Annotated in this window: 24 protein-coding genes; 18 read left to right on the top strand and 6 right to left on the bottom strand. The window is 26.5% G+C overall.

Annotation, left to right across the window (positions count from 1 at the left end; all coding sequences use genetic code 11):
- Positions 1–36 precede the first annotated feature (36 nt).
- On the bottom strand, positions 37–837 hold the full coding sequence (locus tag A500_RS17710) for a CAP domain-containing protein (RefSeq protein WP_016208946.1): 801 nt from the start codon (positions 835–837) through the stop codon (positions 37–39).
- A gap of 663 nt (positions 838–1,500) precedes the next feature.
- Between A500_RS17710 and A500_RS17705 the strand changes: the two genes are divergently transcribed.
- Entirely contained in the window at positions 1,501–2,553 is a 1,053-nt protein-coding gene (locus tag A500_RS17705; RefSeq protein ID WP_016208945.1) for an inorganic phosphate transporter, read from the top strand.
- A gap of 114 nt (positions 2,554–2,667) precedes the next feature.
- A complete protein-coding gene (locus A500_RS17700; RefSeq protein WP_016208944.1) occupies positions 2,668–3,291 on the top strand; it encodes a DUF47 domain-containing protein in 624 nt (207 codons plus the stop codon).
- Positions 3,292–3,429: 138 nt separating this feature from the next.
- Here the strand turns inward: A500_RS17700 and A500_RS19765 are convergent, their stop codons facing one another.
- On the bottom strand, positions 3,430–4,374 hold the full coding sequence (locus A500_RS19765) for a hypothetical protein (RefSeq protein WP_051993196.1): 945 nt from the start codon (positions 4,372–4,374) through the stop codon (positions 3,430–3,432).
- 234 nt (positions 4,375–4,608) lie between these two features.
- Here A500_RS19765 and A500_RS17690 point away from each other — a divergent pair, with 234 nt between their 5' ends.
- The gene (locus A500_RS17690; protein WP_016208943.1) at positions 4,609–4,812 is read left to right on the top strand and encodes a heavy-metal-associated domain-containing protein; all 204 of its coding nucleotides are present in this window, start codon (positions 4,609–4,611) and stop codon (positions 4,810–4,812) included.
- Positions 4,813–4,892: 80 nt separating this feature from the next.
- Here the strand turns inward: A500_RS17690 and A500_RS17685 are convergent, their stop codons facing one another.
- Positions 4,893–5,768 carry a LysR family transcriptional regulator gene (locus A500_RS17685; RefSeq protein ID WP_016208942.1) on the bottom strand — a complete coding sequence of 292 codons (876 nt, stop codon included), beginning with the start codon at positions 5,766–5,768 and terminating at the stop codon, positions 4,893–4,895.
- Between the two features lie 216 nt (positions 5,769–5,984).
- Between A500_RS17685 and A500_RS17680 the strand changes: the two genes are divergently transcribed.
- From A500_RS17680 to rpsD, 4 genes are all read left to right on the top strand, one after another.
- Positions 5,985–6,806 carry a nitroreductase family protein gene (locus tag A500_RS17680; protein WP_016208941.1) on the top strand — a complete coding sequence of 274 codons (822 nt, stop codon included), beginning with the start codon at positions 5,985–5,987 and terminating at the stop codon, positions 6,804–6,806.
- 56 nt (positions 6,807–6,862) lie between these two features.
- Positions 6,863–7,549 carry a DsbA family oxidoreductase gene (locus A500_RS17675; RefSeq protein WP_016208940.1) on the top strand — a complete coding sequence of 229 codons (687 nt, stop codon included), beginning with the start codon at positions 6,863–6,865 and terminating at the stop codon, positions 7,547–7,549.
- Positions 7,550–7,670: 121 nt separating this feature from the next.
- Positions 7,671–8,654: a hypothetical protein gene (locus A500_RS17670; protein WP_016208939.1), complete on the top strand. Its 984-nt coding sequence runs from the start codon at positions 7,671–7,673 to the stop codon at positions 8,652–8,654.
- Between the two features lie 220 nt (positions 8,655–8,874).
- Positions 8,875–9,468, top strand: coding sequence for a 30S ribosomal protein S4 (gene rpsD, locus A500_RS17665; RefSeq protein WP_016208938.1), 594 nt, complete (start codon positions 8,875–8,877; stop codon positions 9,466–9,468).
- Positions 9,469–9,592: 124 nt separating this feature from the next.
- Here rpsD and A500_RS17660 read toward each other — a convergent pair whose 3' ends face one another.
- A complete protein-coding gene (locus tag A500_RS17660; protein WP_016208937.1) occupies positions 9,593–10,141 on the bottom strand; it encodes a 50S ribosomal protein L25 in 549 nt (182 codons plus the stop codon).
- 517 nt (positions 10,142–10,658) lie between these two features.
- Between A500_RS17660 and A500_RS17655 the strand changes: the two genes are divergently transcribed.
- The 4 genes from A500_RS17655 (at position 10,659) to ltrA (ending at position 14,628) form a co-directional block, all read left to right on the top strand.
- Complete coding sequence (locus A500_RS17655) at positions 10,659–11,510, top strand: DegV family protein (RefSeq protein WP_016208936.1); 852 nt, start codon at positions 10,659–10,661, stop codon at positions 11,508–11,510.
- Positions 11,511–11,531: 21 nt separating this feature from the next.
- Positions 11,532–12,068, top strand: a complete 537-nt coding sequence (locus A500_RS17650) for a DUF1836 domain-containing protein (RefSeq protein ID WP_016208935.1) — start codon at positions 11,532–11,534, stop codon at positions 12,066–12,068.
- Positions 12,069–12,192: 124 nt separating this feature from the next.
- Positions 12,193–12,573 carry an SHOCT domain-containing protein gene (locus tag A500_RS17645; protein WP_016208934.1) on the top strand — a complete coding sequence of 127 codons (381 nt, stop codon included), beginning with the start codon at positions 12,193–12,195 and terminating at the stop codon, positions 12,571–12,573.
- A gap of 639 nt (positions 12,574–13,212) precedes the next feature.
- The gene (ltrA, locus tag A500_RS17640; RefSeq protein ID WP_016208933.1) at positions 13,213–14,628 is read left to right on the top strand and encodes a group II intron reverse transcriptase/maturase; all 1,416 of its coding nucleotides are present in this window, start codon (positions 13,213–13,215) and stop codon (positions 14,626–14,628) included.
- Between the two features lie 100 nt (positions 14,629–14,728).
- Here ltrA and A500_RS17635 read toward each other — a convergent pair whose 3' ends face one another.
- Complete coding sequence (locus A500_RS17635; protein WP_016208932.1) at positions 14,729–15,241, bottom strand: ferritin; 513 nt, start codon at positions 15,239–15,241, stop codon at positions 14,729–14,731.
- 218 nt (positions 15,242–15,459) lie between these two features.
- On the opposite strand from A500_RS17635, the gene A500_RS17630 reads away from it, so the two are divergent.
- The 7 genes from A500_RS17630 (at position 15,460) to A500_RS17600 (ending at position 20,911) form a co-directional block, all read left to right on the top strand.
- Positions 15,460–15,942 (top strand): DUF6323 family protein, encoded by a 483-nt coding sequence (locus A500_RS17630; RefSeq protein ID WP_016208931.1) that lies wholly within the window; start codon positions 15,460–15,462, stop codon positions 15,940–15,942.
- Positions 15,942–17,288: a DUF6179 domain-containing protein gene (locus A500_RS17625; protein WP_016208930.1), complete on the top strand. Its 1,347-nt coding sequence runs from the start codon at positions 15,942–15,944 to the stop codon at positions 17,286–17,288. Before A500_RS17630 ends, A500_RS17625 begins: the two co-directional genes overlap by 1 nt.
- 162 nt (positions 17,289–17,450) lie before the next feature.
- Complete coding sequence (locus tag A500_RS17620; RefSeq protein ID WP_016208929.1) at positions 17,451–18,167, top strand: gamma-glutamyl-gamma-aminobutyrate hydrolase family protein; 717 nt, start codon at positions 17,451–17,453, stop codon at positions 18,165–18,167.
- Between the two features lie 245 nt (positions 18,168–18,412).
- Positions 18,413–18,919, top strand: coding sequence for a GNAT family N-acetyltransferase (locus tag A500_RS17615; protein WP_016208928.1), 507 nt, complete (start codon positions 18,413–18,415; stop codon positions 18,917–18,919).
- A gap of 199 nt (positions 18,920–19,118) precedes the next feature.
- Entirely contained in the window at positions 19,119–19,658 is a 540-nt protein-coding gene (locus A500_RS17610) for a bifunctional transcriptional activator/DNA repair enzyme AdaA (RefSeq protein WP_016208927.1), read from the top strand.
- A 39-nt stretch (positions 19,659–19,697) separates the two neighbouring features.
- Entirely contained in the window at positions 19,698–20,171 is a 474-nt protein-coding gene (locus A500_RS17605; RefSeq protein WP_016208926.1) for a methylated-DNA--[protein]-cysteine S-methyltransferase, read from the top strand.
- Between the two features lie 53 nt (positions 20,172–20,224).
- A complete protein-coding gene (locus A500_RS17600; protein WP_040437130.1) occupies positions 20,225–20,911 on the top strand; it encodes a DNA alkylation repair protein in 687 nt (228 codons plus the stop codon).
- Positions 20,912–20,945: 34 nt separating this feature from the next.
- On the opposite strand, the gene A500_RS17595 is transcribed toward A500_RS17600, so the two are convergent.
- Positions 20,946–21,746 (bottom strand): choline kinase family protein, encoded by an 801-nt coding sequence (locus tag A500_RS17595; RefSeq protein WP_016208924.1) that lies wholly within the window; start codon positions 21,744–21,746, stop codon positions 20,946–20,948.
- Between the last annotated feature and the right edge of the window lie 81 nt (positions 21,747–21,827).

The raw sequence follows: 21,827 nt of genomic DNA, 5'->3' as shown, positions 1-21,827 counted from the left end.
TTTAGCAGAAAACTGCTAAATGTCTTTTAAATTTAATTATTTATAAAATTCTTGTGTTGCATAGTAAGTGTTTCCTATTTTATAAACTCCAACTCCTATGCTTGAAAAGTTTGAAGAGAGTATATTTGCTCTATGTCCTGATGAGTTCATCCAGTTGTCCATAAATTGAGTTGCTAATTTAGCATTTCCTGATACACCAGAGATATATGCTATATTTTCTCCCCATGCTTTATAAGATACACCATCAGCTTTCATTTGTTCTGTTATTAATTTACCTTCTGGATTAGTGTGATCAAAGTATCCTCTATCGCCCATATCTTTAGACTTTAGTCTAGCATAGTGTTGCATAGTATTGTTATAAGATAGTGCTGGAAGGCCAGCAGCAGCTCTTTCTTGATTCACTCTTGCAAATATAGCTTGTTCTATTTCAGCTATATAACTATCTGAAGCTTCAGCTTGAGTTCCATCAGTAGTAGTTTCAGAAGGGATAACTTCATTATTAGCTGGAGTTTCATTATTTATAGCATCTGGTTTAGTAGTTTCATTTTCTTTTGGTGTTTCAGTTACTTTTTCAGTATCTGTATTACTGTTTTCGGTAGTTGAATCATTTGAAGTATTTTCATTTGAAGCATTTTCTTTTGAATTATCATCTATTTGATTATTTGAATTTTCTTTATTGTCATTTGAATTTTTATTTGATTCATTTAGTTTCGCTTCAACAACCTCTTTGATATTTATTATCTTTGGGTTCTCTGAATTTAGGAAGTAACTTCCTGCACCAACCCCAGTTGTTAAACAACCTGATAATAATATTGCAATTAGTCTTGATTTAATCATATCTAAATTCCTCCTCAGATCGTAAGATTTGTTTGGTTTGATCTGTTGAACATATAGTAACATATGTAGGGGGTGAACCCAATATGAGATGAATAGTAATTTATGAATATTGTAGTACACATAGAAAATATATAAACAAGCAACTTATATTTCCAGATAAAGTTGTTTATAGAATATATATAACATAAATTTAAATTAAAAAGTATATTTTATATGAATGTAATTTAATATTATTTCAAACTCAGAATTATATAATCTTAAAGATATCAATATAAAATGATCTGGATAAGAAGAGAATTAATATGATTGGAGATTTGAATATTGTTAAAAGATAAACTTAAAAGCAAGTTAAAAAAGATGAGAATTTTTAAAAGAATAAAAAGTAAAAAAATATATAAATGCAAAAAAAATAAGCATAATAAATATAGTATTTCAATTTGGTTAAAATAAATTTAACTTGTATTTAACAATAATTTAACAGAGGATTTTGGGAATAAAATGGAAATTCAACTTGTATTTTTAATATAGAATATTATATAATCACATTGTTAATTTGAGAAGATTTTATTACAATTCATATAATATAATTACATATTTATTATATTATAAATAAAAGTTTTCTATATTATAAATAATGGTTAATGTATTGGAAGGAGATATTTAATGACTATTTCTTTTTTTGAATTTTTAAGACAAGTAGTAGAAAATCCGGCATTATTAATAACTGTAATTTTAACTTTAGGAGTTATTTTAGTAAATGGATGGACAGATGCGCCAAATGCTATAGCTACATGTGTATCGACTCGTGCAATAGGACCTCGTTCTGCAATTTTAATGGCAGCTATTTTTAATTTCCTTGGGGTTTTTGTAATGACTATGATAAATGCTAATGTAGCAATGACAATATATAATATGGTAGACTTCGGAGGTGATTCTGGAAACGCCTTAGTTGCTTTATGTGCTTCATTGTTTGCAATTGTAGTATGGGCAACAGCAGCATGGTATTTTGGAATTCCAACAAGTGAAAGTCATGCTTTAATAGCTGGTATATCAGGAGCTGCAATTGCCCTTCAAGGTGGATTTAGCGGTATCAATGGAGGGGAATGGATAAAGGTAGTTTATGGATTAGTACTTTCTACTGGATTAGGATTTGCTATGGGATGGCTTACTGTGAAATTAATAGAAATTATATTCCGTGGAGTTGATCGTAAAAAAACTAGTAGCTTCTTTAAAGGTTCACAAATTGCTGGAGGTGCAGCAATGGCATTTATGCATGGTGCACAGGATGGACAAAAGTTTATGGGAGTATTTATGCTTGGAATATTTTTAGCTAATGGTCAAGGTAGCGTTGAAAATTTTGTTATTCCAATTTGGCTAATGATACTTTGTTCTTTGGTTATGGGATTAGGAACATCTATTGGTGGATATAAGATAATAAAAGCAGTAGGTATGGATATGGTTAAATTAGAGCAATACCAGGGATTTTCAGCTGATTTAGCAGCTGCTGCATGTCTTTTGGTTTCATCAGTAACAGGAATACCTGTAAGTACTACTCATACTAAAACCACTTCTATAATGGGAGTTGGAGCAGCGAAAAGATTAAGCTCAGTAAATTGGGGAGTAGTTAAGGAAATGCTTTGGACGTGGATTCTTACCTTCCCAGGTTGTGGTCTTATTGGATTTTTAATGGCAAAATTATTTATTGGAATTTTTTAGCGTATAAGTTTTAATGGCAATTAATATTATATTATGTTAATTGTTTAAAAGATTGATTAAAACATACATATAAATATAAAAAAAATTTTTACACCTAAAGGAGTAGAGTTAAAAATGGCAAATAAAAAGGGAAATAATTATTTCGAAATGTTAGCAGAATTAGTTGATTATTCTTGTAGCGCAGCTAGTCTGCTTAATGAAACTTTGTCTAATTTTGATATAAATATAATAAAGAACAAAATAGATGAAATGCATGAAATTGAACATACAGCAGATATAAAAAAACATGAAATGATGAATAAATTAGCTAAAGAATTTATTACTCCAATTGAAAGAGGAGATATAATAGAATTAGCTCATGAAATTGATAATGTAACAGATGCTATAGAAGATATATTAGCTAGAATTTATATGTTTAATATAATTAGTTTAAGAGAAGAAGCTTTAGAATTTTCTAATGTAATCATAAAAAATTGTGATGCATTAAAAGGATTAATGAAAGAATTTTATAATTATAAAAAGTCTACGTCAATAAATAAGTTAATAATAAATATTAATGATTTAGAAGAAGAAGGAGATAAATTATATACTAGTTGTATAAGAAATTTATATACTAGTTCAAAGGATCCTATTGAATTAATGACTTGGACTGATACATTTAAGTACTTTGAAAGATGTTGTGATGCTTGTGAAAGTGCGGCGAATCTAGTTGAAAGCGTAATAATGAAAAATTCATAATAAATACATAAGAATATAATATAAGGCTGTTGATTTTCAACAGCCTTATTTATTCCTTCAGTTGGTAAATGCTAATATGTAAGTTTACGTTAACTTTGAGTGAAACCAGAGAATAACAAAACTTACATATAAAATTTTTTACAACTCTAATTCTTCAGCTTCTATTTTATAGTTAAATTCTTTATAAGACTTTTTAATATATGATGCTGAACCTATAAATGTTAAAAGATAACCAATAAATAAGTTTTTCATAAACTCACTTCTAATTGAAGGTTCTGATAGAAAATCTGGGACAGATCTTAATGCATCAAAGAATGTTATTTCGTAAAAACTTTTAAATTCAGAGTATATGTCTATGGCTAGTGAAATATGATTTGCTACATAAACCATTATAATAGTGATTATAGAAGTAATAATAACACCTGTTATATTTAGCTTTCCACCAAGTAATTGATACCCCTTAATGCAACATATGGCAATAGCTAGTCCAGCAATTGCGGCTATATAATTCATTTGATATATTAATATCCAAACTATTGAACCAAGTAGAGCACCTATAAATCCACCAACTATTCCACCGATAATATTGTTACCCTTATTTCGAACGCTATTTTGATTTTCACTAATAGTATTTTTAATTTCAAATTGACAGTTCTTACAACAAGGAATGATATTAGCACCTAGTAAAAATGGTGAAACTTCTATGTTTTCTCCACAAGAGCTACAAGAAGTAACTAAGTTGTTCATAACAGAAAAATCTATGAGTTTATTTAATATAGATAATATTATTTCTGGATTTCTATATTTTTTATAGCCTGGATTATATTGAAGTTGAATGCTGTAAGGTTTATAAGAAGCATAATTAAGCTTTTTAAATTCCTTTTTTAAACCATTAAGAAAAGAATTAATATTATCTACCTCAGATTCATTAGTAAGCTTTATAGGAAAATCAATATAATATATATAATTAATTGAGTTAATTGAAACATTATAATCTCTATATAATCCAAATAAGGCCTCTTTCTTATTGATAGGATTTAACTGTGTTAATTCAGCAAGTCCTAAAAGTAGTTTATCTTTCATATTAAATACCCCTTTCATATAAAATCTTAAAACAATGATGATTATACCAGGAATTGGATTAATTATCAATTAATAAATGTAATATTATAATAAATTGCATTAAAATCATAAAAATATTATACAATTTGAATAATACTAAGTAAGAATAAAAGATTAATTGTTAAGAGCTATAGAATATATATGAATGTATTTTGAACATACTATATTTGTATCAATTTTGAAAGGAGATATAGAATGGAAAGATTACATTGTAAGGTAAATGGAATAGCTAATGAAAATATGAAAACACAGTTAAAAAACTCATTAGAAAAGGTTGAAGGTGTTAATCAAGTTTGTGTTGATATGTCAAGAGGCTCTGTAGAAGTTATTTATAATAAACCAGCTACACAGCAAAGTATAAAAAGCTGTATAGAGAATACAGGTCATACAATTGAATAATTATTAGAAGAAAAAGTAGTATATAATATAATAATGTTATATACTACTTTAGTTATATCTAAAGCCACATATATACTATTTTAAAGAGTTGAAATTACAAATTCCTTAAATATTTTTGCTATAGGTGACATATAAGCATTTTTAAGCCATCCCATATAAATCGTTTTATCTTTAATCTTCTCTTCTATTTTTAATATAGAAACAACGTTTGTGTTTATAATAGGTGTATTAGGAACTATAGATATTCCCGCACCTGCCGCTACTAATCCCTCCAACATACTTGCTTCACTAGGTCTTATTGATATTTTAGGAATATAACCTAAGAACTCAGAGTATGAAATCATCTTATCTTTATTATCTATGCAAAAGGCAACAAAAGATTCATTGGCTAATTCTTTTAAGGATATTTTAGATTTATTTGAAAGATAATGATTTTTGGGAACTATTAATACATATTCTTCTTTTCTTATGGGGATTGATTCAATTTCAGAAGGTATAATGATATTTTCTATACATTCATAAAATCCTAAGTCTATTTTTCTAGATTTTAAATCGCATATTATATTTTGTACTGATTCATGATTAAATTGAAATTTAGTATTAGGATTTTTATTCAAGAAATCACTTATTATAAAAGGCATAAAATATGTTCCTATGCTAGAGGTAGATGAAATAGAAATACTGCCTGTATTAGGATTTGTTATTTCCTTTAATTCTTTTATACCTTTATTTATTTCAAGTAAAGCTGCATTTGTATGAAGTAAAAACATTTTTCCGAATCGTGTAAGCTTAATGTTACGACCATTCTTTTCAAATAAAGGAACTTCTAATTCTTCTTCAAGTTTTGAAATTGCTTTACTTAAGGCAGGTTGACTTACTGATAACAAATTAGATGCAGTTGTAAAGTTTTCGGTTTGTGCTATTGTTTTAAAGTACTCTAATTGTTGTAGATTCATTTTATTCTCCTTAATTAAATAACATAAGCATTTTTCAAGTTATATTGATAGTATAATAACTATAACTATTAGTTATGATTTTATGAAAAATATCAATTAGACATATGTAACTTTTGGATGATATAATCACAATATAAGCTTTTGAATTAAACTAATAATATAAAATAATTATAAAATTAATTTATAGTTATGTCAAAATAAAGTGGGGAATATATTATGATGAAAGTAGATAAAGAAAAATGTATTGGATGTAGTTTATGTGTTAATGATTGTATTGTAAGAGATATAAATCTAGTTAATGGAAAAGCAAATATAAATAATATAACGTGCATTAAATGCGGACACTGTATAGCGGTTTGTCCTAGGAATGCAGTTTCAACAAATGAATATAAAATGGAAGATGTGAAGGAATACAATAAAGAAGAGTTTGAAGTCAATGAAGAAAATTTACTTAATTTCATTAAGTTTAGACGAAGTATAAGAAATTTTAAAGATAAAGATGTAGAAAATGAAAAACTTCAAAAAATAATAGAAGCTGGTAGATTTACTCAAACAGGAAGTAATAGTCAAGATGTTTCTTATGTGGTTATAAAAAATGGAATTGATAAACTAAGAGAAATGATCTTGGAAAGTTTAAGTCAAATGGGACAAGAATTACTAAATAACTTAAATGAAGAAACTATAAAATTTAAAACTTATGCAGAAATGTGGGTAAAAATGTATGAAGATTATAAAGTAAATCCTAAAAAGGGAGACAGAGTATTCTTTAATGCACCAGCAGTAGTACTTGTGATATCTAACTCTCAAGTAAATGGTGCACTTGCATCTTCAAATATGGAACTTATGACTAATGCTTTGGGACTTGGAACGTTCTTTAGTGGATTCTTTATAAGGGCAGCACAAGGGAATAAAAAGATAATGGATTATTTAGGATTAGATGAAAGTAAACAAATCGTAACTTGTATGGTTATTGGATATCCTAATATAAAATATTTAAGAACAACACCAAGAAAAATTGCGGAAATAAGTTGGATGTAATTAATAATAAATTTATTAAAGTAGTAAATTATTTTGCATAGTAAGGAGGAATAAAAATGAAAGTTGAAATTTGGTCAGATATATTTTGTCCATTTTGTTATATAGGAAAACGTAAATTTGAAGCAGCTTTGGAAAGTTTTGATAAAAAGGAAGAGGTAGAAGTTATATATCGTAGTTTTGAACTAAACCCTAATGCATCAAAACATAATGATAAAAATATACATGAACTTATTTCTAGTAAGTATGGAATTACCTATGAAGAAGCTAAGTTAAATAATGATAATATAGTAAGTCAAGCAAAAGAGCTGGGATTAGAATATAATTTTGATACCTTAATACCAACAAATTCTTTTGATGCTCATAGAATGATCCATTTTGCTAAAGAGCATGGAAAAATGGAAGAAATGACAGAAGCTTTATTCAAAGCATATTTTACAGACTCTAGAAATGTAAGTGATTTTAATACTTTAGCTGAAATAGCAAAAAGTATTGGCTTAAATAAAGAAGAAGCTATAAGTATATTAAATACTAATAAATATAGTGATTGCGTAAGAAGTGACGAAGAGTTAGCAGGACGTTATGGAATAAATGCAGTACCATTCTTTATACTTAATGAAAAATTTACAGTATCAGGAGCTCAACCTACTGAATTATTTATAAGAGCTTTAAATAAAGTGATGGAAGATGAGAAAGCTTTTATTGATTTGAACAAGAAAAGTAATGTTGAAAATAAAAGTAATTAGATTAAAAAGCTATGATTACAGTGGTAGTCATAGTTTTTTTCATAGATTAAGTAATTTTAATATATTAATAGAATAAACATAATAATATATTTAGTAAGTATATTAAATGGAGAGTATGTTAATGATAATTTATATTAAGAAGAGAAAAAGTTATTTTTTATTATTTTTATTAGTTTTATTATGTTTTGGGCTTATATTTTATAAATACGTAATACTAAATAATAAAAGGGATTTTATTGTTGGAGCATTTCTCATAAATGAAAAGCTAGAAGAACAACATGAAAAGGAAGTAGTGAATGTATTGGATAATGAAAAATACTTTAGACCATCAAAACTTCCTGTATTAAATAACAACGAAGAAATTAATGAACTTATTAATAATTATTATGATAATAAATTCAATGATATATCAATACCAATGAAATTCATAAATAGTCCAGAGAATACAATTTTAAATTACTTTTCTTTATTAAGAGAAGCAGCTAATCCTGTGAATGGTAAATATATAGGCTGCGGTTCATTAGGGGATGGGGATAAGCCTTATAAAATAGCTTATAACCTTTTTGATGATGAATATAAAGCGAAGATAAGTTTCAAAAAATACAAAGATTCATTTTCTAATATATTTCATATAAGCTTAATAAAATTTAGAGAAGTACCAAGTGATAATGATGATATTAAATACTTTTATGAAATAGAAGCAATACAAGCTTTAGAAAATAATGTTGCCAGTTTTACTTATTATTATGGATTTATAGAGTTGAGTAAAATAAAAAATGAATATAAGATATCTAATATAAACATAACACCCGAAAATTATCTTTGTGCGCCATATCACGGATGGGTATATGATGCAGAATCAAAAGTTCAAATAGAATACGGAGATTGGTGCAAGTTTATTAAAGAGATGAACAAAACAGAAGTGAATGGATATATCAAGAATTTATATTTCCTTGGAAATGATAATAAAAACTATAAAATACAATTTTATACTTTAACTAATGACTATGATGTAGAAGTAGCTCAATATATTCAAGATAGTAATGGAAAATGGAAAAGAGTAAAGTTAAATCCTGAAGATTGTTTAAAAAATAAAAATGATTAAATATAATAAGTTATTAACATGATAGTAGTGATAAAATAAAGATTTAAGGATTACTAAATTAAATGAAATAATTGATAAATATTATCAATTAGTGAGTAAATACAAGAAAAATAAAAATAAATTAATATAATCGTCTTAGAATCAAATGATAATTATTTTCAATTATTAAAGAAGTGTGATATTATTATCCCATAATTTAATTTTAAAGAGGAGGAAAACCATGGCTAGAGAAAGAGGCCCAAGATTTAAACAGTGTAGAAGACTTGGCTTAAATGTTTCAGGACATCCAAAAGCTATGAATAGAGCTGTTAAGGGAACAAGTAGAGCAGATAAAAAATTATCTGAATATGGAGTTAGACTATTAGAAAAGCAAAGATTAAGAGCTTACTATGGGGTTTTAGAAAAACAATTTAGAAAATATGTTGAAGATGCTTTTAAAACTAAAGAAGGCACAACAGGAGAAGCTTTATTAATAAGATTGGAATCAAGACTAGATAATCTTGTATACAGAATGGGTTTTGCTAATTCTATTAGGGCAGCAAGACAAATGGTCAATCATGGACATATCTTAGTTAATGGAAACAAAGTTGATATTCCATCATATAAGGTAGAACCAGGAACAAATATCTCATTAACAGAAAAAGCACGAAAATCTCCAAACTATATTGAAAACATAAAAGCTCATGTAAATACTTTACCTTATATTGAATCTAACTTAGATGAATTTAAGGCTGTTTATACTAGATATCCACAAAGAAATGAATTACCAATAATGATCAATGAAAATCTAATAGTTGAGTTTTATTCTAGATAGTCATTTTGTTAATTATTCTAGCAATATTGTACGGTTCATACTTCTTAAAATTAAAGTATATTTTGCCATGGAAAAAGCTATACAGTGCAGTGTATAGCTTTTTTTTTATAAATAAACTATAGAACTAAACAATTTGGCTACTTACAACAGCCAATAAAGTTTTAGAATCAGTTAAAATTGTTATTTCCTGTGGAATAACAATATCTTCAATAAATACTTTATCATCAGCTTTCATATCAGCAACATTAATTTCGATTGATTCAGGAATTTTTTCAACATTTCCTTGTAAATCTATAAACAAATTATGAGTTTCCAATGTCAATCTCTTAGATTCTAAATTTTCTTGTCCAATAATTTTAATAGGAATTCTCATTTTTATAACTTCATTTGGTTTAATATATTGAAAATCTACATGTAATATTTCATGTAGATTATTTTTCTGAACATCTTTAACCACGCAATTAAATTTTTTATTATCTAATTCAATTTCTATAATAGATCCACTATTATTTTTTCTAAGCATTCTTCTAAGTTCTGCATTACACATTTTTATAGGAATAGTATTATCAAGGAACTCTCCATATATTATCCCTGGAATTTGACCAGTTTTTCTTAATTTACTTTGATTTGTCTTTACATTTCTTTCATATACTTTAAATGCTAAATTTGACATAATAAATACCTCTTTCATTAACTTTATATTTGATAATAATCATTAAGCTCTATAAAGTTAAGGTGATTGTACTTATAAATATGAGATATTTATGCAACCACACCTAGAGCTTAATTTCAAAGCCCCACATATGCATCATCCTCCTTTGGTTTATTACAATGAGTTTACTTAATAAGCAAAATAAAATCAAAATGTGAAAAGTAATGATTTGGTAATAAAATATAGATTTAATATCGAAGTATTAAAGAAAAATATAGAATATTATGACAAATTGATAAAAGGTAGTATTTATTATTAAACTGGGAAAGTTGATACAATTTCTATATTAGCTTAAATAAGTTTTTAATAATTGATTTTATTTTCATCAATTAAATTAAGATAAATAGTATAGTTTAGAAGGAATTATTAAAATGTTTACATAATTATCATTGACATCAATAACTTAGTATGTTAATCTGAAACATATAGTTTTAAAAACTATATATATTAGATTAATATACGAAATTGGAGATAAAATATGATTAAAATTGTATCAGATTCATCAACTCTTTATTCTATCAAAGAAGGACAAGCTAATAAAATCGATATTGCACCACTTACAGTTAGCATTAATAATAAAACATATAGAGAATATGAAGACATTAATACAGAAGACTTTATTGATATAATAAACCAAGGACATATTCCTAAGTCATCTCAACCATCTATTGGAGAAGTTCTAGATATATATAGTAAATATCCAGATGATGAAATAATAAATATTTCTATGGCAGATGGTCTGTCAGGTACATATAATTCAGCATGCATGGCAAAAAATATGGATAACAATCCAGACCGTATAGAGGTTATAAATTCTAAAACTTTATGTGGACCACATAGATATTTGGTAGATTTAGCAGTAAAGCTTTCAGAAGCTAGTTATACAAAAGATGAAATAGTAAAAGAATTAAAAGAAATTATCGAAACATCAAAATCATTTTTAATTCCGCACGATTTTGACTTTTTAGTAAGAGGGGGCAGGATATCATCTATAGTTGGTAAAATTGGTAGTGCAATAAAATTAGTACCGGTTATGACTTTAGCAGAAGATTGTAAATCTCTTATAAAATTTGCTACTAAACGTACATATAAAAAAGCTATGAAAAAGATAAGTGAAGCTTTTTTAGAATGGAATATTGATTCTAGTTATAAAATCTATATTTCTCATGCCTGCAAAGAAGATTTAGCACATGAAGCTAAGGAAATTATATTAGAAGCAATTAAAAATATAGAAATAGAAATTAAGTTGCTAAGTCCTGTATTTACAACACAAGGAGGTCCAGGTTGTGTTGCTATACAAGTAATAAAAAAGCATGATTTATTAAAATAATTGATTCATAGGAGAAGAAATATGAATAAAGGGAAAAGTGAGAATCTAATGAGGAATATTTTAGAATTCCATTGTCCAAGATACAATGAACTCCCTAAAGTTCCACTATATAAGGAGCAAGTTATTGAATATATAGAAAATGTATTAAAAGGAATTAATGTAAGACATAGTGAAAGGCTAATTACTCCGACAATGCTTAATAATTATGTTAAGCAAAAGGTAGTTTCTCCTCCAAAAGATAAAAAATATAATGAAAAGCATCTAGCATATTTAATTATAGTTTGTATATTAAAGCAGGTTTTTACTATACAAGAAATATGTAATTTAATAAGAGGTCAAATAAATACTTGCCCTATAGAAGAAGCGTATGACTTTTTTTGTGTAGAACTAGAAAAGTCTCTAAAGGCTGTTTTTGATACAAGAAATTTTTCTGAACCTAGTTCTGCAAGAAGAGTTACTAGAGAATCGGAAGTTGTTAGATCTACAGTAATGTCTTTTTCTCATAAGATATATATATACGAATATATTTTTGATGAAGTAATAAAAAAAGGTTTCTAATATTAGGGTATTTAATAAATACTTAATATATATGGATAGAGTAGATTTTATATTAAAAGCTTATGATAAAATCCTTTTAAAATGCTATAATGTAATAGAATAATATAAGGGTAAGGTATAAGTTATGAGAAAAAATATTAAAATTAAGCCTAGTAGGCAAGCTTCTATTCCAGGGTTTATAGGTGGAATAATATTTGTTTTAATAGGTATATTTATAGTAATACCTCAATTTGGACTATTCGGATTTTTTTGGACATCCATGGCAGTTGGAATAACTATAACTAATGGTATAAATGTATTTAGTGAAAAAGGAATACCAAGTGAAGAAATTTATATAGAATCAGATGGATACCATGATAGAAATTTTGAAAATAATATAAATCAAGAAAAAGAATTAGACTTTGAAGAGAAATTAAGAAAATTAAAATCGCTAAGAGATGATGGAATTATAAGCGAGATTGAATATGAAGCTAAAAGAATTGAAATATTAAATAAAATAAAGTAGGCTAAGAGAGTAAGTTTATTCATGGTCTGCTTTCACTTCAAGTCAATATAAACTTAATATTGCCACTTGAAAAGTAAAGGTAGGAAAGTATAAAGTGAAACTGTTTTTATACATTGAAATGATAAAGTCGTGGTATAAAGAAATTACCTAAATTTCAAAAACCTTTATACTTTCTTATATTTAAATAGGAGCGTCCTAAAAGGAGCGCTCCTATTTTTTGTGTGCCCAGCATGGGCACGTACTAATCGGTGAAAGTCCGTAATGGGGGCTGATAGTGCCAACCATTAGCCTAAGACAAGGGTGTCCATCGTGAGGTGGAATCTGAAGGAAGTCGGCGGCAAAGCCTTGGTCTGAGGTACACGAATTACATTTGAGGCTTAAAGCTATGGGTAAACTTGCAAAACAAAGTAAAGCCCTATAACTATCCGAAATAGTTTAAGTAAATGTAGCAGATGGATGAGGTGAAAGTGCGTGTTCTTACCTGGGGAGATCTGATAGATAAGTATCATAAGAATTAAATTTCTAGGATACAACCTATATAGTGATATATAGCTGAACTAGCAGAAGTCAGCAGAAGTCATAGTAACTCCGCTAATCGCGATAGCGGATGAAGGACTGAACGTTAGGAGGTTTACAACTTTGGATAAATCAAAGAAATTACATAGAAAGCAGAAAACTCAATATAGAGGCCAAGTGATGGAAGTAGAAGTGGAACTTCAAGGTAAATCAAAGGTGCCGAGCAATTCTATGGTTTTACCAAATAGGGAAAGCGTAAACGATGGAGCATTTGATACTAGTAGATTACTTGAAGAAGTTCTAGAAAGAAATAATATGCTCTTAGCACTTAAAAGAGTAGTTAGTAATAAAGGGAGTCACGGTGTTGATGGAATGAAGACCGATAAACTTCGTGAGCATATCAAGAAACACTGGGAAACCATTAAAGCCAAAATACTAGAAAATAAATATAATCCGTCACCTGTAAGGAGAAAAGAAATATCCAAACCAGATGGTGGAATTAGACTATTAGGGATACCAACTGTACAAGATAGATTGATTCAACAGGCAATTGCTCAGGTATTATCTAAAATATATGAACCTTTATTTTCTGAAAATAGTTTTGGATTCCGTCCTCGCAGAGGAGCAAAGGACGCCATAACGAAATCAAAACAATATATAAACCAAGGAAATAGATGGGTCGTAGATATGGATTTAGAGAAATTCTTTGATAAAGTCAATCATGATATTCTCATGAATAAACTTGAAAAGAAGATACAAGACAAAAGGTTATTATCATTAATAAGAAAATACCTTAAAAGCGGAATTCTTATTAATGGGGTTTCGGTAGCAAGTGAAGAAGGGACACCACAAGGTGGTCCGTTAAGTCCATTATTAGCAAATATAATGTTAGATGAATTGGATAAAGAACTTGAAAGACGAGGTCACAAGTTTTGCAGATATGCAGATGATAATAACGTATATGTCAAAAGCAAAAGAGCAGGGCTTAGAGTAATGAAATCTATGACCAATATAATTGAAAATAATTTAAAACTCAAAGTAAATAAGGTTAAAAGTGCAGTAGACTTTGTATCTAAACGAAAGTTTTTAGGATTTTCGTTTTACTTTTCGAAAAGCGGAGCAGAAATAAGAATCCATGAGAAATCCATAAAGAGATTTAAGGAAAAGGTTAAATTCTATACTAACAGAAATAAAGGAATTAGCATGGAATACAGGTTATTAAAATTAAATCAAAGTACAAGAGGATGGATTAATTACTATGGAATTGCTAACGCACGCGGAAAGCTAGTGGAACTAGATAAATGGATTAGAAGAAGACTAAGAGCTTGCATATGGAAACAATGGAAGAAGATTAGCACTAAACAAAGAAATCTAGTTAAACTAGGAATTAATAAATACAAAGCATGGGAATATGCAAATACAAGAAAAGGCTATTGGAGAATTTCCAACAGCCCGATTTTAAGCAAGTCTTTAACGAATAAATACCTAGAAACACTAGGATTTATTAGTCTAACACAAACATATCAAATGATGCGTTAAATTCTAATGAACCGCCGTATACCGAACGGTACGTACGGTGGTGTGAGAGGTCGGAAAACAAAATAATTGTTTTCCTCCTACTCGATTTATAGATATTTTATTAAATAGTAGTTGTTGGTTGTGTGTAGACTCTTTTAGAAAGCTCTTCATCAATCATATATATAGCAGCAGGATTATCTTCAGCTCTTCTTAGCTTTTTTAATAAAGTATTAAAATTATTTTCTTCTTCGACTTGCTCATCAATAAACCATTTAAGTAGACTAATAGTTGCGTGTTCCTTTTCTTCAAAAGCCATATCAGCTAATTCATAAATTTTGCTAGTTACTAATTGCTCATGTTTATATCCTCTTTCAAATAAATCAATTAAACTATTAAAATCTGATTGAGGTTTAATAATTTCTTTTAATTTAACAACACCATTTTTTTGAAATATGTAATCATAAATTTTCATTGCATGATCTAATTCTTCTTTTGCTTGAATTCTAAAGAAATTTGCAAATCCACTTAGATCTATAGATTCAGCATAAGATGCCATAGCTAAATAAGTATAAGATGAATAAAATTCAAAATTAACTTGTTCATTAAGACTGTTTAAAATCGTATTACTTAACATTTGTACCCTCCTTTATATAAAAGTAAAAAACATACATATAAATGATATAAGATTAGAAAAGTTAACTATAGAAATTAAAAAAAAGTATATAAAAAATATCATTGACTATTTTGAAAGACAATGATAAAATTAGGTATTATAAAAATGTGTATTAATTTAATCATACCACATTTAAAGAAATAAGTCAAGGGAAAAATAAAATTTTTGGAGGTTAATTTATGGAAAATAATATTGTGTCTATTTCAGATTTATTTGTAAGTAAAGAAACTTTTTTAGAAGTTCAAAAATGTAATGAAAAAACTTTAGAATATGGTTTGAAGCTTTCAGCAGAAGATATAAATATAATTTTACAGACAAGAAAAGAATCACTTATAAAAACAGGCCGAATAGAATTAGGCGGAGAGCTAATTCAAAAGATTATATTAACCTTTTGTGATTCACCTTATATTTCTCAATATAACTATATTGAGACTATAGATGATATAATAGAAACTTTTTATTATTATAAAAACGAAACAATGGATGAAATAGGTGATGAGGATTTAATAAATTTAATGAAAAATTATTTTGATAATGAGTGCCAAGGTTCCTTAGATCTTCTTAAGTATAAATATCTAGATAATATTGTCCATAATATAAAATATGGAGTTAAAAACTATTTAAGTATGAATGAATATGAAGATGAAGAGGATGATAAATAGTGAAGAATTTTATTATAAAGAATACAGATAAAGTAGAAGGATCATTAAGTCAAGAATATTATTTTCAGTCTTTATTACAATATGCTTATTCAAATGATTTATTAAGTAAAGAACAATTTGAAAATATACAAATTCAAATTATAGGCATTTTAAAAGAATTAGTTGGTTATTATACAATGGGAGAAAGCACTTCAGTTAGAGTAGAAGTAGCAGAAAGTTTACTTTTATCTATATATTATACAATAAGTTTATTCTTGAAAAACAACTTTAAAGCTATTGAGAGTATAGATTTAATTAAAAAGAATAATATCAAAGAGATATTTAATAAAGGGCAAAAGCTTTTAAAAGTTAAACTTAATGAATGCACTACTTTGCTAGAATATATAACAAAGACTAAAATACTAATAAAAAATTATGCTTATATAGATACTATGGAATACGGAATTCCCTTGTTTTTTAAGGAATATAATTTTAGATATGAAAGTCATGAAGTTCCCGGATCTATAGATTATCCGTTAGCTAATTATGAAATAAATTTAGCTGGAGTAGAATATATTGAGAGATATTTGAAAAATTTATATCTAGAAAATTTATTCTGTTCTAATTTTAATTTCAAAGATATAGATGAATTACTAAATGGATATGATAAAAAATCGTATCACCTATTAATAAATGTTTTTAAAATTGTATTAACAAACTCTATAGGATCTATTTTATTAAATAGAAGTGCTAAGAACTTATTAATAACCTCTTCTGATAAAATATATATTGAGTATAAACTTAAAGATTTATCAGAAGCTCAACTTAAAGATAATATATTAATGGCTATAGAAAAAATTTGTAGCGAGTTTTCTATAGATAATCAAGAATTAATAAATTATTTAAATAATATTTCTGTAGAAATTAGTCATGAAATTAATATAAATAAAATAGACAAAATATTTATTACTCCAAATAATGAAAAAGAAAATATTATAAAATATAAAGACAGAAAAAGTATTAAAAATAATTTATTTAGATATGTAACTGAAGAAATTAGAACTTGTAATACTGTAGAAGATAAAATAAAAATAATTAAAGAAGATATTCATAGCTTAAGGGATTTAGTAGATGTATTAGGAGCAGATTGTATTTTTGAACATGAATTTTATAAAGTTTTTAATTCATTAGAGGATATTGAAATAGCGTTATTAATAAAATATTTACCAAGTAATAAGGATTTAGATAGCGATTATGGGACTGAAAGTGAAAAAGAATGGCATGAAAAGCTAAAAGAATATTTAGATTACATTGATGATTATAGAAAAAAGAATATTATGTCATTATCAAATAAAATTGAGATATAAAAAGTATCTAGATGAATTGAATACTTATGGAATTTAGTGTAAAGATAACTGAATTTAGTGAAGAAGCTAATGCAAGGAATTTATTGGCAGTGTTTCATTTATCAATTGAAAGACATATAATATAAACAATAAAGTAACGTATGATAGAAAGGAGAGGATACTATGACTAAACCTATTATTGGAGTTACAGCACTTTTTGATGATGATAGAGACAGTATTTGGATGTTACCCTCTTATTTAAATGTGATTACAGATTTAGGTGGAATTCCTGTTATATTGCCAATTATAGATAATGAAAATGACATTAGAAGAATAGTTAGTAAATTTGATGGATTTGTAATAACTGGAGGACAAGATGTAAATCCTGCTATATATAATGAAAAAAGAGCAGAGTATTGTGGAAATATAAATAATGGCAGAGACACTACTGAGCAGATATTAATAGATGAAGTCCTAAACCTTGATAAACCATTACTTGCCATATGTAGGGGCTTCCAACTTTTAAATGTATATTTAGGGGGAACGTTATATCAAGATATAAAAATAGAAAAAAATAATAATATTGAAAGTGTTCATAAACAAGATAAACCTTATTATGTACCAAGCCATAAAGTAAAAATAAAGGAAAACTCATTATTATTTAATATTACAGGTAAAGAAGAAATATTAGTAAACAGTATGCATCATCAAGCTATAAAGAATTTATCAACACATTTAAAAGTAGCAGCAATAAGTGAAGATGAAATAATAGAGAGTGCTTATATGGATAATAAAAAATTTGTTCTAGGTGTACAATGGCATCCAGAATTATTATATAAAAATTATGAAGAACAAAAAATATTTTTAAAAAATTTATGCAAAACACTTTATAAAGCATAATGATATTACCAAAAAATACTTTTAATAACTTTAAATGGAATTTAAATACTATTTATGGAAAAAATAAACATTGTGGCAAAGTGATAGAAAAGTGAGAAAAGAATAAGAAAGCCAAGTTAAACTTGAGCAACAGAGAATACTGCTTTTTACTTATATTAATAATAATAGTAAGATATGATTGTTACTAGTAATTATTAATTCATAAAGTTTGCAAACTATATAATAGAGCTAAGGAGTTGTACTTTGTGGAAGTAAACAGTATTAATCTTAGTCAAGAAGTGTATAGATCTGATGCAGAGAAAATATGCAATTGGCTTAGTGATGAGGAAATAATAAGTTATTTAAATGAAGATACTAATGTAAAAAGAAATTTAATCAACGTTATAAATAGGGTAAACATGCCGATATTAACTCATCTTTTTAATAATAATTGTAGATTTTTTACTATAAAAAATATATATGGAACAATAGGCTTCTTAAGATTAGTTCCTAAAAGTGAATTCGTAGAAGTCGTTATCGCAGTAGGTGAAAAAGATCTATGGGGCAAAGGGATAGGACATAATGCAGTGCTAGAAGCTTTAAAAGTAGCTTTTTTTGATATGAGAGCTGAGTATGTCGTAGCCAAAATTAAAAAGAGTAATAAAAGATCTCAGAATCTTTTTAAAGGGGTAGGTTTTAAACAAGCTAAAGAACTTGAAAAAGAGATTGAATACCATATAAATATGAAATCTTTTATTAAAGTAGCTGCATAGATTTATTTGACTTAACTAATATAAAATAGTAATTATCGTTAAAGTTAAATATTGAGTATAGACACTTAAAATATATTGAATAATTCTGCTTAAAGTATTGATTTTTGTTAATCAATACTTTTTTATGTTAAAATTAGAAGATAAAAATCCGTAAGAAGTTTTTAAAACAATATATTAAATTATTGTTGGAGGTAGATATATGAAAAAGGAGGAAAAATGGAAGGCTGTTATAGAGTATGATTCAACATATGATGGAAAGTTTTTTTATGGAGTAAAAACTACGAAAATATTTTGCCGACCATCTTGTAAATCAAAGAATCCAGTTAAGGAAAATGTAATATTCTTCTCTACAGCACAAGGAGCAATTGAAGGTGGATTTAGACCTTGTAAGAGGTGCCGACCTGATTTAATAGAATATAATCCTAGTATTAATATTGCTAATAATATTAAGGATATTTATGATAAATATTACTATGATGAAGAATTAATTAATTCTAAGATAGAAGAATTACATATAGCAAAAAGTCATTTACTAAGAATTTTTAATAAAGTTTTTAATTTAACACCTAGAGTATATATCTCAAAACTTAGGGTAAAAAAAGCAAAAGAACTTTTAAAAACTACTAATAAATCAATTATTGAAATTTCTTATGAATGTGGTTTTAAAAGTTTATCAACATTTTATGATAATTTTAAGAAAGTTGAAGGTATAAATCCTAGAAGTTATCGTATAAAATGATTAATAGTTTATTTGTGAAATAAACTTGAAAGGAGTTATATGAAAAGTATTTTTTACTATAAAACTATAATTGGAGAAATTGGGATTGCTGAAAATGGAAGGGGTATTACAAATATTTATACAAAAGAAAAGCTAAAACTTGAAGATGATGTAGAGATAAGAGAAACTAAACTAATCAAAGAGGCATTAAATCAACTTAATGAGTATTTATCTGGAAGTAGAATGAATTTTAGTATTCCATTAGAGTTAGAAGGAACAGAATTTCAAAGTAAGGTGTGGAATGAACTTATTAATATACCTTATGGGCAAAAGGTAACTTATAAAGAAATAGCAGAAAAAATAGGAAATCCAAAGGCAGCTCGAGCTGTAGGGATGGCTAATAATAAAAATCCAATATTAATAATAATACCATGCCATAGAGTTATAGGGAAAAGCGGGAAATTAGTTGGATATGCAGGAGGTTTAAAAATGAAAGAAAAATTGTTAGAGATAGAAGGTAAAAATCATTTATAGAATTAATATATGTCATAGGAGGGGATAGTTTGGAGGTTAATCTTAGTGAAGAGATTAATTTAAAGATTAGGCAAGAGCTAGTAAATTTATCTGAAGAGAATTATAGAGAGTTTTCTTCGAAGCTTTTACCAGGAGTTAAAAATATTCTTGGAGTTAGACTGCCAAATTTAAGAAGGATCGCAAAAGAAATAGCAAAGGATGATTGGAGAAGCTACTTAAATAGTCCAAGAGATTATTACTTTGAAGAGATTATGCTACAAGGTATGGTAGTTGGATACATTAAGGATGTGGATATAGACGAAATTTTAGAAGTTATAAGAAAATATGTAGCAAAGATTAATAACTGGTCTGTTTGCGATAGTTTTTGTAATGGATTAAAATTCACTAATAATAACAAAGAAAAAGTGTGGGAATTTATACAAAAATATATTTTGTCTAAAAATGAATTTGAAGTAAGATTTGCAATCGTTATGTTACTTAATTATTACATAGAAGAAGATTATATTAAATTAGTTTTAAGTAAATTAGATAAGATTAAACATGAGGGATATTATGTTAAAATGGCTGTTGCTTGGGCAATATCAGTTTGCTATGTGAAATATGATGAATTAACAATAAAATATTTAAGGAAAAATAGTTTAGATAATTTTACATATAATAAAACATTACAAAAGATTTGTGAGTCATTAAAGGTCTCTAAAGAAAATAAGGTTATTATCAAAAGTATGAAAAGAAAATAAATAATTATATATAGATAAAGATAGTTAGACGATTTTATAAGGCTATTATTAAATCGTCTAATATCATATTACCCCCAAGTTTATAGTCATAGTGAGAATTATTATTCATGGATTTTATAAAACTCCATGTTGCATTCCAAAACTTAACTACAAAAAGGTAGTTTTCTAATTTTTCTTTTAGATATGAAGAGTAGTTTCCAAAATAATTTTTAATCAATTCATTTCTCATTTCATCATTTAAAAACCAAGATAAAGTAGCTAAGTCAAAAAAAATATCTCCCATTCCAGAAAATTCAAAGTCAATAAGATATACAGAATCCTTACTATATAAAATATTAGATATATTTAAATCATTATGACATAATCCGTAATGGATGTTTTGTGTTAAAGTATATTCTAATAAGTTTAGCTTTTTCATTAATATATTTATGTCATGATTAAAGTTAAAATTTGAATTAAGTAAAAAATTAATATTTTCATTAATTATCTTAAAAGGATTAAAGTAATTAGTACATTTTAAGCCATGTAGTTTTTTTAATATAGAAATCAAGTCATTAATGAAAATAGGTGAATTATAAAATTCTAGATTGATTTTAATAGACTTCTTAAATTCACTTAATAAGACTCCAGTATCTTTATTGTGGTAAAGAATATCAGGAGAAATGTTAAGTGGATTAACTATATTTAAAATATCATGTTCATCTGAAAAATTATTAGTATTATTTTTACTTGGAATTCTTAAGACATATTTTGAATTTTGTATTTCCAATAGATAATTTGAATTATTTAGACCACCCAGTTTTTTTAGTAAAATATTTTTAGTTAATGTATTCATAAAATCTCCTAAAAGGCTAGTTTATAGATATATTTTAACATATATTTTTTAGTATTTTAATGAATTTATAAAAATTTGAAA

It is taken from the genome of Clostridium sartagoforme AAU1 (genome assembly GCF_000401215.1).
Classification (GTDB): Bacteria; Bacillota; Clostridia; order Clostridiales; family Clostridiaceae; genus Clostridium; species Clostridium sartagoforme.
Note: the sequence above shows the minus strand (reverse complement) of the source record. Positions and strands in the feature narration are given on the sequence as shown.

Excerpts from the sequence above, each read along its gene's own strand:
- A500_RS17710 (WP_016208946.1), bottom strand. The coding sequence starts at position 837 with ATGATTAAATCAAGACTAATTGCAATATTATTATCAGGTTGTTTAACA.
- A500_RS17705 (WP_016208945.1), top strand. The coding sequence starts at position 1,501 with ATGACTATTTCTTTTTTTGAATTTTTAAGACAAGTAGTAGAAAATCCG.
- A500_RS17700 (WP_016208944.1), top strand. The coding sequence starts at position 2,668 with ATGGCAAATAAAAAGGGAAATAATTATTTCGAAATGTTAGCAGAATTA.
- A500_RS19765 (WP_051993196.1), bottom strand. The coding sequence starts at position 4,374 with ATGAAAGATAAACTACTTTTAGGACTTGCTGAATTAACACAGTTAAAT.
- A500_RS17690 (WP_016208943.1), top strand. The coding sequence starts at position 4,609 with ATGGAAAGATTACATTGTAAGGTAAATGGAATAGCTAATGAAAATATG.
- A500_RS17685 (WP_016208942.1), bottom strand. The coding sequence starts at position 5,768 with ATGAATCTACAACAATTAGAGTACTTTAAAACAATAGCACAAACCGAA.
- A500_RS17680 (WP_016208941.1), top strand. The coding sequence starts at position 5,985 with ATGATGAAAGTAGATAAAGAAAAATGTATTGGATGTAGTTTATGTGTT.
- A500_RS17675 (WP_016208940.1), top strand. The coding sequence starts at position 6,863 with ATGAAAGTTGAAATTTGGTCAGATATATTTTGTCCATTTTGTTATATA.
- A500_RS17670 (WP_016208939.1), top strand. The coding sequence starts at position 7,671 with ATGATAATTTATATTAAGAAGAGAAAAAGTTATTTTTTATTATTTTTA.
- rpsD (WP_016208938.1), top strand. The coding sequence starts at position 8,875 with ATGGCTAGAGAAAGAGGCCCAAGATTTAAACAGTGTAGAAGACTTGGC.
- A500_RS17660 (WP_016208937.1), bottom strand. The coding sequence starts at position 10,141 with ATGTCAAATTTAGCATTTAAAGTATATGAAAGAAATGTAAAGACAAAT.
- A500_RS17655 (WP_016208936.1), top strand. The coding sequence starts at position 10,659 with ATGATTAAAATTGTATCAGATTCATCAACTCTTTATTCTATCAAAGAA.
- A500_RS17650 (WP_016208935.1), top strand. The coding sequence starts at position 11,532 with ATGAATAAAGGGAAAAGTGAGAATCTAATGAGGAATATTTTAGAATTC.
- A500_RS17645 (WP_016208934.1), top strand. The coding sequence starts at position 12,193 with ATGAGAAAAAATATTAAAATTAAGCCTAGTAGGCAAGCTTCTATTCCA.
- A500_RS17635 (WP_016208932.1), bottom strand. The coding sequence starts at position 15,241 with ATGTTAAGTAATACGATTTTAAACAGTCTTAATGAACAAGTTAATTTT.
- A500_RS17630 (WP_016208931.1), top strand. The coding sequence starts at position 15,460 with ATGGAAAATAATATTGTGTCTATTTCAGATTTATTTGTAAGTAAAGAA.
- A500_RS17620 (WP_016208929.1), top strand. The coding sequence starts at position 17,451 with ATGACTAAACCTATTATTGGAGTTACAGCACTTTTTGATGATGATAGA.
- A500_RS17610 (WP_016208927.1), top strand. The coding sequence starts at position 19,119 with ATGAAAAAGGAGGAAAAATGGAAGGCTGTTATAGAGTATGATTCAACA.
- A500_RS17605 (WP_016208926.1), top strand. The coding sequence starts at position 19,698 with ATGAAAAGTATTTTTTACTATAAAACTATAATTGGAGAAATTGGGATT.
- A500_RS17595 (WP_016208924.1), bottom strand. The coding sequence starts at position 21,746 with ATGAATACATTAACTAAAAATATTTTACTAAAAAAACTGGGTGGTCTA.